This window comes from Myxococcus xanthus, assembly GCF_013116825.1.
In the GTDB taxonomy this organism is placed as follows: domain Bacteria; phylum Myxococcota; class Myxococcia; order Myxococcales; family Myxococcaceae; genus Myxococcus; species Myxococcus xanthus_B.
Window position 1 is genome coordinate 1 of record NZ_JABFNS010000085.1, and the last position, 15117, is coordinate 15117.

Consider the following 15117-nt stretch of genomic DNA (forward strand, 5'->3'; position numbering starts at 1 on the left):
GCCCGGCGGGGCCCCGCTGACCTTCGATGCGGTGTCCCATGCGGTGTTCGGCGGCGGTGGCGGCGCGGGCCATGGCAATGACGGCGCGGCTGGCGGGGGGAGCGCGGGTGGCGGTTGGGTGTTCATCCGCGGGGCCTCGCTCTCTGGGGCCGGTCGCGTGTCGGCGGACGGGTTCGCGGGTGGCAACGCCATCGGGGTTGCCAATGACGCCGCGGGCGGCGCTGGCGCTGGCGGCACCGTGTATGTGCGCGTCACCGGCGCCCTGTCTTGCTCGGCCAATGCAGTGACGGCCCGTGGTGGTGATGGTGGCAGCACCACGTATCCTCAGCACGGAACGGGCGGCGGCGGCGGCGGTGGTCGTGCGCTGATTCAGGGCGAGACGGTCGGGTGCAGCCCGGTCGTCTCGGGTGGCGGAGCGGGCACGCAGCCGGACGCCGACGCGCTGGATGGGTTCACGTATGGCGCCGCTCCGGGCAGCCCGGGTGTCGTCAGCATCCTGCCGGGTGGCTTTCCGGCGAGTGTGGCGGCCCCCGTGGTGGTGACGCCTGCCAACGGCTCCGCCACGGGCTTTCGTCCGGTCCTCAGCGGTACCGCCCCCGCGAACTCCACGGTGATCATCTTCGTGGATGGCGTCGAAGTGGCCCGCGTGACGGCGGACCCCTCGGGGAACTTCAGCTTCACGCCGACCGCGGATCTGTCCGTCGGTGCTCACTCGGTGAATGCCTACGCCCTGCTCCAGGGCGTGTCGTCCGTGCTGAGCAACACCAATACCTTCACCGTGCTCTCCGAAACCACGCCTCCGGATACCACCATCGTGAGTGGCCCGCCGGCGGTGACGAACTCCACCAGCGCGACGTTCGACTTCAGCTCGAACGAGGGCCCGGTGACGTACGAGTGCTCGCTGAACGGTGGTCCTTTCGAGGACTGCTCGGCCCCGCAGACGTTCACGGGCTTCAGCGAGGGCGCCCAGACGCTGGCGGTGCGCGCGGTGGACGCGGAGGGCAACATGGACCCGACGCCCGCGACGTACACGTGGACGGTGGACCTCACGCCCCCGACGCTGCCGACCATCGACTCGCCCGCGGACCAGGAGGCGGTTGCCACTGGGACGCCGACACTGACGGGAACGGGTGAGCCGGGCAGCAACATCTACCTGGACGTGGGCGACGCCACGCACGGCCCCATCCTGGTCGATGAGAACGGCAATTGGACCTTCACCGTGCCGGAGCCGCTCGACGAGGGGCCGCACACGGTGTCCATCACCAGCGTCGATCCGGCGGGCAACTCCGCGGGTCCGGTGACGAGCACGTTCATCGTCGACCTGACGGCGCCTGACACGTTCATCGACTCCGGCCCGGCGCTGCTGACGCGGGACGCGTCCGCCACCTTCGACCTTCGCTCGGAAGGCGGAGCCGTGGCCTACGAGTGCAGCCTGGATGGGGGCGTCTATGTGGCTTGCGCCGACCCCGCGACCTTCACGGGCCTGGCGGAGGGGGACCACCTGCTCCTGGTGCGCGCGGTGGACGCGGCGGGCAACGTGGACCCGACGCCCGCGCAGTACGCGTGGACGGTGGACCTCACGCCGCCGGTGGCGCCGCTCATCACCTCGCCCGCGAACGGCGCGGTGCTGAGTGACGGCGTGGTGACCATCATCGGCACGGCGGATGGCGCTGAGTTCGTGATGCTGACGCTGAATGGGACGACCTACGGCCCCATCACGGTCGATGCGGGTGGCAACTGGAGCTTCACGCCGCCGGTGACGCTGGCGGACGGCCCGTACACGGTTGTTGTCACGGGGACGGATGAGGCGGGTAACACCAGCGCTTCGACGAGCTCCACCTTCACGGTGGACACAGCGGCGCCGGATACCGCCATCGACAGTGGCCCGGCGGTGCTGACGAACGTGGCCACCGCGGACTTCGTCTTCTCCTCGAACGAGTCTCCGGTGACGTACGAGTGCTCGCTGAATGGCGCCCCCTTCACGGCGTGCCCGGCCCAGGCGCAGTTCGGCCCGCTGCCGGACGGTGACAACACGCTGCTGGTGCGCGCGGTGGACGTGGCGGGCAACGTGGACCCGACGCCCGCGCAGTACGCGTGGACGGTGGACCTCACGCCGCCGGTGGTGGTCATCACCACGCCCGCGGACGGCGAGGTGCTCAATGCGCCGGTGATGACGTACTCCGGTACGACGGAGCCGGGCAGCACGGTGACGGTGGTGGTGGATGGCGTCACGGTGGGGACGGTGGTGGCCGACCCGTCCGGCAACTGGTCGCTCCCCGTGGGCGACACACTGGCGGAGGGCCCCCATACGGTGTCCGTCACGGCGGAGGACGAGGCGGGCAACACCAGCACGACGGTGACGCACACGTTCATCGTGGACACCTCCGCGCCGGACACTCTCATCCTCTCCGGCCCGCCGCTGACGGAAGCGCCTGGCACCGCGACGTTCGACTTCGATTCGGACGAATCCCCGGTGACATACGAGTGCAGCCTGGACGGCGCGGCGTACGTGTCGTGCTCGGACCCGGCCACCTTCACGGGCCTGGCGGAAGGCAGCCATACGCTGAGCGTCCGCGCGGTGGATGAGGCGGGCAACGTTGACGGCACGCCGGCGACCTACACCTGGTCGGTCGCGGCCGACACGGATGGCGACGGCCTGACGGACGCCGAGGAGGTCGTGCTGGGCACCGACCCCGAGAACCCCGACACGGACGGTGACGGACTGCCGGACGGCATCGAGGTGAATACCGCGGGGACGGACCCGCTCGACGACGACTCGGATGACGACGGCATCCTGGACGGCAACGAGGACGCCAACCACAACGGCATCGTCGATGACGGCGAGACGGACCCGAACAACGGGGATACCGATGGCGACCTGCTGTCGGACGGTCTGGAGCTGGGCCTCGCCGAGCCCCAGGGCGCCGATACGGACATGACGCGCTTCGTGGCGGACGCCGACCCGACCACGACGACGGACCCGCTCAACCCCGACACGGACGGCGGCAGCGTGCGTGACGGCATCGAGGACGCCAACCGCAACGGCCGGGTGGACCCGGGCGAGACGGATCCGCTCAACCCCGCGGACGACGTCGACTCCGACGGCGACGGCATCGATGATGCGACCGAAATCGCGCGGGGCCTGGACCCCAACGACGCGGACAGCGACGACGACGGCGTGCCGGACGGCATCGACGGCATCACCGACACGGATGGTGACGGCCTCATCGACGCGCTGGATCCGGACAGCGACAACGACGGCATCCTGGATGGCACGGAGATGGGCGTGACGCTGGAGAGCGCTCCGGCGGACACGGACCGCAACTCGCCCAACTTCCGTCCGGACGCGGACCCGCGCACCACCACCGACCCGAAGAACCCGGACACGGATGGTGACGGTCTGCTGGACGGTGCGGAGGATGCCAACCACGACGGCCGCGTCGACAGCACGGAGACGGACCCGAACAACCCGGACACGGACGCTGACGGGCTGACGGACGGCGTGGAGGTGCGTGGCTCCAACCCCACCCACCCGCTGAACCCGGACACGGATGGCGACGGCCTGCTGGACGGCGCGGAGGACGCCAACCGCAACGGCTCCTTCGACAACGGCGAGACGGACCCGAACAACGCCGACACGGACGGCGGCGGCGTGAACGACGGCGAGGAAGTCACCGGCGGGACCAACCCGCTGGACGGCAACGACGACTTCGTCATCTCCGGCCGTGGGTGCAGCTCGAGCGGGGCGGGCACCTTCGCGCCGCTGGCGCTGCTGCTGCTCGGGCTGCCCCTGCTGGGCCGCTTCCGCCGCTCGGCGGGGCGGGCCGCTGGGGCCCCTGTGGCCGCCGCCGCCGTGCTGGCGCTGGCGGTCCTGATGGTGTCGCGGCCGGCCGTGGCGCAGGTGCCCACGCTGTCCGCGTCCCAGTCCATCGACGTGCAGCAGTACAAGCCGGGGCCGAGCTCGAAGGACATCCTGGGCGTCCAGAGCGCCCAGGTGCATTCCCACCTGGGTTGGAACGTGGGCGTGTCCGTCAACTACGCGGACAAGCCGCTCAACTTCATGGACCCGCGCTCGGGCCGGTTCATCACCGCGCTGGTGCGCAGCCAGGTGGGGGTGGACCTGATGGGCTCCGTGGGCCTCTTCGACCGCTTCGAGCTCGGCGTGCTGCTGCCGGTGACGCTCCAGCGTTCGCAGGCGGCGCCCATGGTGGACCCGTCCTTCGCCCAGGGCGTGGGCTCGGGCGGCATCGGTGACCTGCGCCTGGTGCCCAAGGCCCGCCTCCTGGAGGAGGGCTCCTTCGGCCTGGCCCTGACGGTGCCGGTGGTGCTGCCCACGGGCGGCGGCTCCGACTTCCTCGGGGGCTCGGGCGTGGGCGTGCAGCCGCGCCTGGTGGCTGAATACGGCGAGCGGTTTCGCGTGGCCGCCAACGTGGGCGTGGACTTCCGGGAGAAGCAGCAGCTGCGCAACCTGAACCTGGGCAACGCGGTGTCCTACGGCGTGGGCGCCGAGCTGCCCTTCACGGTGAGCGAGGTGCCGCTGGCGCTCGCGGCCACGCTGGTGGGCGCGGTGAACCTGGAGCAGCAGGACACGGAGGAGCGCCCGCTGGAGCTGTTGGCGGCGCTGAAGTACCGCGCGCTGGGCGGCTTCTCCGCGCACGTGGGCGGTGGGCCGGGGCTCACCCGCGGCTACGGCACGCCGGGCTTCCGGCTGCTCGCGGGCTTCAGCTACAGCCCGGAGCCGTCCCGCGAGCCGAAGCAGGCCGCGCCCGTGGACACGGACGGCGACGGCATCCTGGACATCGACGACGCCTGCCCGACGGAGCCCGAGGACAAGGATGGCTTCCAGGATGAGGACGGCTGCCCGGACCCGGACAACGACGCGGACGGCATCCCCGACACGGCGGACACGTGCCCGAACGAGCCGGAGACGGTCAACGGCTTCGAGGACACGGAGGGCTGCCCGGATGTGGCGCCGCCTCCGCCGCCGGTGGACACGGATGGCGACGGCATCATGGATCCGGATGACCGCTGCCCCAACGACCCGGAGGACAAGGACGGCTTCCAGGACGAGGACGGGTGCCCGGACCCGGACAACGACCGGGACGGCATCCCCGACACGGCGGACACGTGCCCGAACGAGCCGGAGACCATCAACGGCTTCCAGGACGAGGACGGCTGCCCCGACAAGGGCAAGGTGAAGGTGCTCGTGGACGGCGAGCGCATCGTCATCCTGGAGAAGGTCTACTTCGCCACTGGAAAGGACGTCATCCTGGCCCGCTCGTTCCCGCTGCTGAAGCAGGTGGCCGCGGTGCTGCGCGCCAACCCGCAGGTGGAGCTGGTCCGCATCGAGGGCCACACGGACGACCAGGGCAACGACGCGAAGAACCTGGACCTGTCCCAGCGCCGCGCGAACAACGTGCGCGCCTTCCTGGTGAAGGAGGGCATCGCCGAGGGCCGCATGGAGGCGGTGGGCTACGGCGAGACGAAGCCGGTGGACACCAACAAGACGGCGAAGGGCCGTGAGAACAACCGCCGCGTGGGGTTCACCATCCTCCGCGTGGGGAAGGTGGAAGTGGAACGCGAGGCGCGCTGACCCACTGGCTCTGAATTTCCGGTGAAACACACCGGGTGATTTCAGCGAGGGTGGCTCCGAAAGAGATTTCGGGGCCACCCGTCGTTTTTTGGGGCATGCTGCGCTCCACCCGCCAGGCAGTGCCGTGTATCGCGAGTCAAGGGGCGAAGTTCACCCACCGGGTCGCACGCCTGCACGTCCATGGGTTGGCGTAAGTGCGCGTCAGGACTCAGACGCGCAGCATCCCGCTACAGGCTCGTAGCGGAATACTTGCCAAAGCGTGGGACTTGCTGATGATTGTGGGGGTTGGGAGCACGTGCGCTGCACCGCGCGACTCCGGGCGAGAGGACCACCATGGACCAGTTCGATCAGAACAAGCAGGCCGCCAAGATTCGGGTCGTCGGGGCGGGTGGGGCCGGCTGCAACGCCGTCAATACGATGATCCTGTCCAAGCTGGACCGGGTGGACTTCATCGCCGCCAACACCGATGTCCAGGCGCTCGCCGCGAGCAAGGCGCCCACCCGGCTTCAGCTGGGCCAGACGCTGACGAAGGGCCTGGGCGCGGGCGCCAACCCGGAGATGGGCCGCGAGGCCGCCCTGGAGTCGCGTGACCAGATTGCCGCGGTGCTCGAGGGCGCCGACATGGTGTTCGTCACCGCCGGCATGGGCGGCGGCACCGGCACGGGCGCCGCGCCCATCATCGCGGACATCGCCAAGAGCCTGGGTTGCCTCACGGTGGGCGTCGTCACCAAGCCCTTCCTCTTCGAGGGCAACAAGCGCCGCAAGCAAGCCGAGCAGGGCATCGTGGAGCTCAAGGCCGCGGTGGACACGCTCATCACCATTCCGAACCAGCGCCTGCTGTCGCTCTCCAACGAGCCGATGCCGCTGCTGGAGACCTTCAAGCGCGCGGACGAGGTCCTGCTGAACGCCGTGCAGGGCATCAGCGACCTCATCCAGTACCACGGCTACATCAACGTCGACTTCGCCGACGTGAAGACCATCATGAGCGACAAGGGCATCGCGCTCATGGGCACGGGCAACTCGACCGGTGACAAGCGCGCGCTGATTGCCATGCAGCAGGCCATCGCCAGCCCGCTGCTGGAGGACGTCTCCATCGACGGCGCCACGGGCCTGCTCATCAACATCACCGGTGGCCGCGACATGACCCTGCAGGAGGTCAACGAGGCCCTGACGCTGGTGCACGACGCCGCCGACAGCGAGGCGGAGATCATCTTCGGTTCGCTCATCGACGAGAACATCTCGGATGAGGTGAAGATCACCATCATCGCCACGGGCTTCGTGCACCGTGATTCGCCCAAGGTCCGCACGGTGGCGCCGGTGGTGCAGGTGCCGCTGTCGCGCCCGGCGCCGTCCGTGCTCGCGAACGCGCGCGAGGAAGTCGCAAGCCTGGTGCCCACGAAGGGCAGCAGCTCGCGGCCCCTGACCGTGGAGAGCGCCAAGTCGGTGAGCGCCCGCACCGCGGTGGTGAAGGACGCGCCGCTGCCGCTGGACGAGGACCAGTTCGACATCCCCACCTTCCTGCGGCGGCAGGGCCAGACGGAACTGCCGTAAGGGGCAGGGGAGACGCGGGGCTCAGCGAGCGGGAAGCTGGGCCACGCTGGCATCGTCGCGTGCGGACAGGGTGTCCGCGCGGGCGAAGAGGCCGTCGACTTCCGAATAGAGCGCGTCCACGCGCTCCGGGAGCCGGGCCGCGGGCAGCACGCCGTCGCCGGACACTTCCTCCAGGCGCGCGTGGGCCCGCTGCAGCAACTGGAGCGCCTTCAGCAGGGAGAGGCCGCGGCGCGTGCCCTCCTCGGTGAAGAGGGTGCCGCTCTGCGTCAACGTCTCGAGCGTGGTGCGTACGAAGCGAACGCGGTCCGTGTGCCGGCCACGGTAGAGGTCCAGGCGCTTGGCGCGCCGCGCGTGGTGCAGATTGACCACGCCGCCAGGGCTTGAGGAGGTGGGGGGCGTCACGGGGAACAAGGTACGACACCGCCTCGTAGACCCGCAAATTTACTGGACTGTAGGGACCTGTTGCACGTCCGTTCGCACCCTTGTCTTGAGAGGGAGCGAGGGTTAGGTTCGCCGCCCTTTCGCACCCGCACCGCAGGGGTTTCGCCATGTTCCAGAAGCTGCTCATCGCCAACCGGGGAGAGATTGCCCGCCGCATCGGCGTGGTGGCCCGGGGCATGGGGCTCAAGACGGTCGCCGTCTATTCGGACGCGGACGCCGAGCTGCCCTTCGTGAAAGAGGCTGACGAGGCGGTGCGCATCGGCCCCGCACCGGCCAAGGACAGCTACCTCAACACCGCCGCCATCCTGGACGCCGCGAAGCAGACGGGTGCGCAGGCCATCCACCCGGGCTACGGCTTCCTGTCGGAGAACGGCGAGTTCGCCCAGGCCTGCGCGGACGCGGGGCTCATCTTCGTGGGGCCGCCGCCCGAGGCCATGGCGCGGATGAAGGACAAGAGCCAGGCCCGCAAGTTGGTGGCCGCCGCGGGGGTTCCCGTGGTGCCCGGCAGCGAGGACGTGGTGCCCGACGTGGCCAGCGCGCTGGCGGAGGCCGAGCGCATCGGCTACCCGGTGCTCGTCAAGGCGGCCAGCGGCGGCGGCGGCATTGGCATGGCGGTGGCCAGGAACCCCGCGGAGATGGAGAAGGTCTACCGCCAGTGCACGGACCGGGCGAAGGCCGCCTTCGGCAAGGAAGGCGTGTACGTGGAGCGCTACTTCCCGGCGCCCCGGCACATCGAGGTCCAGATTCTGGGGGACCAGCACGGCCACCTCATCCACTGCCTGGAGCGGGAGTGTTCCATCCAGCGGCGCCACCAGAAGGTGGTGGAGGAGGCCCCCTCCGTGCTGTTCGCGGACGGGCGCAGCCCGGAGCTGGCGCAGAAGCTCTTCACGGCCGCGGTGGCCGCGGCGAAGGCCTTCGGCTACGCGAACGCCGGCACGGTGGAGTTCCTCTACTCGGATGGTGAGGTCTACTTCATCGAGATGAACGCCCGCCTCCAGGTGGAGCACCCGGTGACGGAGCTGACCACGGGGCTGGACCTCATTGGCTGGCAGCTGCGCATCGCCGCGGGCGAGCGCCTCACGGTGAAGCAGGAGGACGTGAAGCGGCGCGGGGCGGCGCTGGAGTTCCGCATCTACGCCGAGGACCCGGTGAAGTTCTTCCCGTCTCCCGGGCCGCTGAAGGTGTTCCAGCCGCCCACGGGCGAGGGCGTCCGGCTGGACGCGGGCTACGGCGAGGGCAACACCGTCACGCCCAACTACGACCCGATGATTGCCAAGCTCATCGTCACCGGTGAGACGCGGGCGCAGGCGATTGAGCGCTCCGTGGCGGCGCTCCAGTCGTTCCGCATCGAAGGCATCAAGACGAACATCCCGCTCCACCTGCGCATCGTGCAGGATGCGGCCTTCCAGGCCGGCGAGCTGGACACGCACTTCCTGGAGCACCACGCCAAGCCGGCGTAGCGGGGCTCGCTCCAGCCCCAAACCACCCCTGAGGAGGCACGGATTCATGGCGGACGTAGCGGCGCACATCACCGGCACGGTGTGGAAGATTGAGGTTCAGGTCGGCCAGCAGGTCAACGCGGGCGACACGCTCGTCATCCTCGAATCCATGAAGATGGAGATGCCCGTGGAGGCAGAGGATGGCGGGACGGTGAAGGAGATTCGGGTGAAGGAGGCGCAGTCGGTCAACGAGGGCGATGTCCTCGTGGTGCTCGGCTAGCAGTGGAGCCCGTCGTCGCGACAGGTGCTTCGCTGAACGTCGAGGACCGCGACGACGGGGTCCGGGTGTTGACGCTGTCCAACCCGGCCCGCCGCAACGCGCTCGATGACGGCCTGCTGGCGCGGCTGGACGCGGCGCTGGAGCCCGCCCCGCATGTGCGCGCCTTGCTGGTGCGCGGCGCGGGCGGGGCTTTCTGTTCCGGCTATGACTTGACGCACCTGGGCCCCCCGGGCGCGGGCGGACGGCTGCCGGATGACCTGCTGGTGGAGTGTCTGTTGAAGCTGGAGTCCCACCCCGCGCCCAGTGTGGCGCTGGTGGAGGGCCCCGCGGTGGGGGCCGGCTTCGACCTGGCGGCCTCGTGCGACTTCCGCATTGGCACGCCCAACGCCGTCTTCCTCATGCCCCCCGCGAAGCTGGGCATCGTCTACTCCCCGGAGGGGTTGGCCCGGGCCGCGAGGCTGGTGGGCGTGGCGCGCGCCAAGCAACTCTTCCTCGCGGCGCGGAAGCTGAGCGCGCGGGAGGCGCTGGAGTGGGGGCTGCTGGATGACTGCCTGGCGGACGCGGAGGCGCGCGCGCTGGCGCTGTGCGCCACCCTGGCCGGCCATGCGCCGCTGGCGGTGTCGGGGATGAAGGAGTCCTTCGGGCGTCTGGCTCGGGCCCCGCTGGAGGAGGCAGACCGGGCGCGGCTGCGCGGCTTGCGCGCGGCGGCCTTCGGGAGCGAGGACGCGAAGGAGGGGCGGGCGGCCTTCCTTGAAAAGCGCCCGCCCCGCTTCTCCGGCCGCTAGTCAGGGCGGCCGGCGGGGCACTGCCACGGCGACATCAGGTATCGCCGAAGAGCTCGCCCATGCGCAGCTGCAGCGCCGAGGCAATCTTGTACAGCGAGGAGATGGAGGCGGAGGACTCCGCGCGCTCAATCTGCGAGAGCAGCGACACCGACAGGCCCGTGCGCCGCGCCAGCTGCTTGAGCGTGAGCTCCTGCGTCTTGCGTGCGTCACGGATGGTGCGGCCAATGGCGCGGTGCAGGTCCGCCTCCGGGTCCTGGGACAAGCCCTTCTTCTGGAGGGCGTTGCGGACCGCGGTGATGAACTGCTCCGGCTCCATGGGCTTCTTGACGTAGTCGGAGGCCTGCGCCTTGAGCGAGGCCACCGCCGTGTCCACCGTGGGGTACGCGGTGGCGACGATGACGGCCACGTCCGTGTCGTACTTGCGAATCTGCTCCAGCACCTCGGTGCCCGACATCTGCGGCATCATCATGTCGAGGATGACGAGGTGGAAGTCGGAGCCCCGGAGGATTTCCACCGTCTGGGTGGGGTCCGTCGTGGTCACGACCTCGTAGCCTTCACGGGTCAGGACCAGCTTGAGGTAGTCGCAGTTGTCCTGCTCATCATCAACTACCAGGATGCGAATCTGCACAGCGTCTCCTCGCTGCAGTTCAGTGCCATGGGACCGGAATACCCCCGGGGGGCGGGGGTGATTCCGGCAGACCACTACTTCTTGGGATTCTCGTAACTCTCGACCAAACCCTTCACGCGCTCGTAGTACGCGTGATTGGGCGCAAGTTCCAGGAATCGCTTGTAGTGAACCGCGCCCTTCTCTGGCTGGTTGTCGTTCGCGTAGGCGGACCCGAGGTAGAGGTGGCACTCGGCGCGGGTGGGCTCCAGGTCGAGGCACTTGTTCAACTGCTCGATGGCCTGCCGGTAGCGTAGTCCCTTGATGTGATCGAAGCCCTCCGCCTGGGCCTTGGCGGCCGCGGACTGCGCGGCGGGCGGCGGCTTCTCCGTGCCGGAGGTGGGCACCGCGGCGGGCGGAGCGGCCTTCTTCTGGGCCTCGGCGACCTGCGTCTTCAGCGCCGCGTACTCCTTGGCGAACGCCTTGGTGGCGGCGCTCTCGCGCAGGGCTTCCTCGGCCTCTGGCAGCTTGCCGTCGCCCAGGGCCTTGCGGACGTCGTCGAGCCGCCGCTTCATCAACTGCTCGGCGCGCGCCTCGTCGAGCCGGGTCTCCACGTCGCGGGGGCGCTGGCCGTTGGCATCCTTGATGCGCTCCAGCGCGTCCACGGCCGTGTCGAAGTCACGCGCCGCAATCGCCTTGTCAGCGACCGCGCGCTGCTCCTCCATGGAGGGGCCGCGTGGGCGTCCGCGCGATGACGGGGGGCGCGGTCGGCTGGGTGCCCTGCTGGTTCATGTACCAGAAGGCTCCGCCGCCTCCGCCGAGCAGCAGGGCCACGAGGCTCGCCACCAGGGGCAGCTTCGAGCGCGAGCCGCCGTCCGGGGCCACGTCGTCCGACGCGTCACCGGCGCTGACGAAGCGCAGCTTCACGTGCCCCAGTTCGATGATGTCACCGGTGGCGAGCGTGGCCTGTGCGTAGCTCTCACCGTTGACCGTCATCCCGTTGGCGGACTGCATGTCGATGACGCGCCACTCGCCCGCGTCCTCGCGGACGAGCTTGGCGTGGGTGCGCGACAGCGACCGATGATCCAAGGTGATGTCGTTGTCGTCGGTGCGGCCGATCCGCAGCTCCGTGCGGATGCAGGCGAACTCCTGGCCCTTGAGCTCGTCCGGGGACAGCACGAGCAGGCGGGGAGCGTCCTCGGCGGGCACGTCCACCACCTTGCGCGGCCGCTCCGCCTCCACCTGGTCCAACCGGATGATGGAGGTGGAGTGACGGCGCGCGTCCGCGGCGCTGAGGGAGGGAGGGGTGTGCTCGCTCTCCTCCGGCTCGTCGTCGGAGTCGTCCTCCTCCGGCTCGGGCTCCGGCCGGCGGGCGGGCACCTTGGTGGTGATGGGGCCTACGGCGTTGGCCGCGCCCTCCGCTTGGAGCGCGAGGTCGTAGTCGCCAATCTGGACCAGGTCACCCTCTTTCAGGGGCGACTGACCCGCGATTCGCTCGCCGTTGATCCGGGTGCCGTTATAGCTCCCCAGGTCTTCCACTACGACGTGGCCATTGAGTCGCACCAATCGTGCGTGACGGCGAGACACATTCCGTTCCGTCAGGCGGATGGTGTTTCCCTCCTGACGGCCGATGGTGATCTCGTCACGCACGAAAGGAACAACGGTCTTGCGCCCCTCGTCGTCTTCGATGATGAGCTTCAGCACGGGTCCGATCCGCGTACAGTCATAGCAGAACGGCCTTTCCCTGTACAAGCCATGTATCCCCCTCAAAAGACACGACTTTCTCCCGAGGAAGAGGGGCAGGCGAGGCTGTTGTCCATCGGTCAATCGGCCGGTGGAATGCGACTTGGGGGGGCGCCCTGGCTCACGTTGATCCTCGCCACCGTGCTGGTGGGCATCCACGGCGCGGCGCGAGCCGCGGGGCCGGTGGGGCTGGACACCCTGCTGCGGTGGGGCGCGAAGGCGGGGCCCCTGGTGGTGGACGTGGGCCAGGTCTGGCGGCTCGTCACCGCCCACTTCCTGCACCGGGACTTCCCCCATCTGGCGCTCAATGTCCTGGTGCTGTTGGCGGCGGGAAGCGGCCTGGAGCGCCTGTGCCGGCGCCGGGACTACGCGGCGCTGCTGGTGGCGGCGGGGCTGGCGACCATGGCGGGCTCGCTCGGCAGCTCCGGGGGCGTGAGTGTAGGAGCTTCTGGGCTCGTATATGCCTGCGTGGGTGCGCTGCTCGTCCTGGGCCGGCGTCACCGGGCGAAGCTGCCGGCGCGGTGGATGTCCAGCGAGGCCGCGGTGCCCACCGTGCTCGTCTTCCTATGGATGGGGTGGACGTCGGTGGGCGTGGACAACGCGGGGCACCTGGGCGGTTTGCTCGCGGGGCTGCTGGCCGGCGTCTTCCTGGAGCCGCGCTGGCACCCGGACACGGGCTGGCTGCGCCCGGTGGGGATGGTGGTGGCGGCGGTGGTGGTGACGGGGGGCGTGGTGGCGGAGCGCTCCGTCTGGCGCACGGAGCGGGATGACGGCTTTGGCCTCTCCGTGGCCCTGCCGCGCGACTGGCGGGGCGACGTGGATGGGCAGGGCCGGCGGGTCTTCTCCAATGGACTGCCGGGGCGTGGCCGCGCGACCTTCTCGGCGGAGGCCATCGAGACAGGAGAGCCAGGAGACGGCTCGGTCCAGGCGTGGCAGTTCCAGCAGGAGGTGCTGGTGCTGGGCGCTCCGAGCCCCCAGGGGCGGACGCTGAAGGTGACGGGGCCGGTGGCGGCGCGCGTGGGCGGGCGGAGCGCGCAGCGGCTGCATGCGGAGTTGGAGGGGCCAGGGGGGCCCACTCATCTGATGGCGCTCTTCGTGCCACGGGGGGAGTGGGTGTACCGGCTCGTGTTCACCTGGCCCGCGGCGTACCCCGCCTACCGCGAGGTGATGGACCGGATGGTGGCGGAGGTTCGCTTCGACGAGCCGTCCGTCCTGCGCGAGGCGCGGGCCAGAGCGCTGCTCGTCCCGGGGGCATCTGGACCGCTGCGCGCATTGGGCGGAGTGCTGCGCCGCCTGGGCCTTCCCAAGGAAGCAGTGGCGCCGTTGAGCGAGTCCGTGCGGTTGGCGCCCGCTCATGTAGAGACGCGTGTCGAGCTGGCGCGCGCGCTCCTGGAGTCATCGCGGGTGGAGGAAGGGTGTCACGCCGCCGCGGAGGCGCGGGTGTACGGGCCTTGGGACACGGGCGCGTTGGAGGCGGGGGTGCGCTGTGAGCTGTCACGCGGCAACGTCGCGCGGGCCCTGGAGCGCCTGGTGGAAGCGCGCCGGGTGGACCCTCAGGATGCCCGGCTGCGCGCCGCGGAGCTCGCGCTGCGGACGGTGCTGGAGGCCGCGCCGCCCCGCTGAAAACCAGGTCGGAAAGTGTGGGGGAGGCTCCCGAGAATCATCGCGGAGAACCCCAATGTCGGCCACGTGAGCCAGCGCCGGGCTTCAGTCCTCGTCCTCGAGCAGGACGTCGTTGTTGATGACCTTGAACGAGACGGTGGCCCGTGGGGGGACTGGAAGGGCCGCATGCCGCGCATCATCGGGCACCGAAAACCCGGACCGCGAGCCCGACGTTCGCGGTCCACTCACTGCGCCGGTCCAGCCCCGCGTCCCGGTGGACATAGGCCCCGCTCACCTGGAGCACCACGGGCTGGTCCGCCACCGCGAGCACGACGCGCTCCAGGCCCACGTCCGTCCTGGCGCGGAAGTACAGCCCACGCTCGATTCCGATGCTCCAGCCCGCGAGCCCCGATGCGCGCAGGGCCCACAGTCCGTCCCGTGACTCCAGGCCCGCGTCGAACATCAGCTCGGTGAAGGGCGCCACCGTGTGCGAGACGCCCTCCCGGGAACGCCGCGCTGCGTGCCCGGCGGCGGGCCCCACGCCGAACCACACCCGCTCCGTCTCCGCGCGCAGCGGGTCCAGCAGCAGGCCCAGCCGTCCCGTTTCCAAGGTCCAACCGGGGCCCTCCCAGACGCGGCGCTCCAGGTGCCCCAGTCGCAGCGCCACCGTCACGTCGAAGGGGAAGGGAATGCGCGCCGGCCGCGCCGTGGGCACCAGGATGAAGCCTTCCTCCAGGTGCCGGCGCAGCGTCCCGTCATACGCCGTGAAGGTGAGCCCACGCTGCTCCCCATCCCACGCCTCCAGACCGAGCAGCCGGTGGTTGTTGAACCAGGGCGAGCCCTTGCTCCGGCTGCTGCGTCCGCTTCGGATGTGCACGCCCGTGCGCACCGCCTGCGCCATCGCCGAACCGCTGAACCGCGTGCGCGTGCCCACCACGAAGCCGTCACCGGGGTCGAAGCAGATGGGGTAGCGCTCACCGCGCTCGTCCAGGGCCACGCAGGCGTCGTCATCGGGTACGCCCCGCGGCACGTCCGCGGCGGTGGCCAGCAGCAGCGCCAGTCCGAGCATCAGCATGGGG

Annotated in this window: 10 protein-coding genes and 1 pseudogene; 6 read left to right on the top strand and 5 right to left on the bottom strand. The window is 70.2% G+C overall.

The window, feature by feature from the left end; genetic code table 11:
- Positions 1-301 precede the first annotated feature (301 nt).
- A pseudogene (locus HNV26_RS23305) lies at positions 302-5593 on the top strand (Ig-like domain-containing protein); the annotation flags it as partial.
- 333 nt (positions 5594-5926) lie between these two features.
- Entirely contained in the window at positions 5927-7144 is a 1218-nt protein-coding gene (gene ftsZ, locus HNV26_RS23310; protein WP_171441430.1) for a cell division protein FtsZ, read from the top strand.
- A 21-nt stretch (positions 7145-7165) separates the two neighbouring features.
- On the opposite strand, the gene HNV26_RS23315 is transcribed toward ftsZ, so the two are convergent.
- Positions 7166-7555, bottom strand: coding sequence for a hypothetical protein (locus HNV26_RS23315; RefSeq protein ID WP_171441431.1), 390 nt, complete (start codon positions 7553-7555; stop codon positions 7166-7168).
- Positions 7556-7692: 137 nt separating this feature from the next.
- On the opposite strand from HNV26_RS23315, the gene HNV26_RS23320 reads away from it, so the two are divergent.
- From HNV26_RS23320 to HNV26_RS23330, 3 genes are read left to right on the top strand one after another with little or no spacing between them, the layout of a single operon-like run.
- Positions 7693-9045, top strand: coding sequence for an acetyl-CoA carboxylase biotin carboxylase subunit (locus tag HNV26_RS23320; protein WP_171441432.1), 1353 nt, complete (start codon positions 7693-7695; stop codon positions 9043-9045).
- 46 nt (positions 9046-9091) lie between these two features.
- Positions 9092-9304, top strand: a complete 213-nt coding sequence (locus tag HNV26_RS23325; protein ID WP_011555548.1) for a biotin/lipoyl-binding carrier protein — start codon at positions 9092-9094, stop codon at positions 9302-9304.
- Positions 9305-9306: 2 nt separating this feature from the next.
- Entirely contained in the window at positions 9307-10089 is a 783-nt protein-coding gene (locus HNV26_RS23330; protein WP_171441433.1) for an enoyl-CoA hydratase/isomerase family protein, read from the top strand.
- A gap of 34 nt (positions 10090-10123) precedes the next feature.
- Here HNV26_RS23330 and HNV26_RS23335 read toward each other — a convergent pair whose 3' ends face one another.
- From HNV26_RS23335 to HNV26_RS38575, 3 genes are all read right to left on the bottom strand, one after another.
- A complete protein-coding gene (locus HNV26_RS23335) occupies positions 10124-10717 on the bottom strand; it encodes a response regulator (protein WP_002634367.1) in 594 nt (197 codons plus the stop codon).
- A 74-nt stretch (positions 10718-10791) separates the two neighbouring features.
- Positions 10792-11418, bottom strand: coding sequence for a hypothetical protein (locus tag HNV26_RS38570; RefSeq protein WP_253816943.1), 627 nt, complete (start codon positions 11416-11418; stop codon positions 10792-10794).
- Positions 11393-12397 carry an FHA domain-containing protein gene (locus tag HNV26_RS38575; protein ID WP_366816928.1) on the bottom strand — a complete coding sequence of 335 codons (1005 nt, stop codon included), beginning with the start codon at positions 12395-12397 and terminating at the stop codon, positions 11393-11395. The genes HNV26_RS38570 and HNV26_RS38575 overlap by 26 nt, the downstream gene beginning before the upstream one ends.
- A gap of 135 nt (positions 12398-12532) precedes the next feature.
- Here HNV26_RS38575 and HNV26_RS23345 point away from each other — a divergent pair, with 135 nt between their 5' ends.
- Positions 12533-14059, top strand: a complete 1527-nt coding sequence (locus HNV26_RS23345; protein WP_171452872.1) for a rhomboid family intramembrane serine protease — start codon at positions 12533-12535, stop codon at positions 14057-14059.
- 175 nt (positions 14060-14234) lie between these two features.
- Here the strand turns inward: HNV26_RS23345 and HNV26_RS23350 are convergent, their stop codons facing one another.
- Positions 14235-15113, bottom strand: a complete 879-nt coding sequence (locus tag HNV26_RS23350) for a hypothetical protein (protein WP_171444052.1) — start codon at positions 15111-15113, stop codon at positions 14235-14237.
- Positions 15114-15117: the final 4 nt, after the last annotated feature.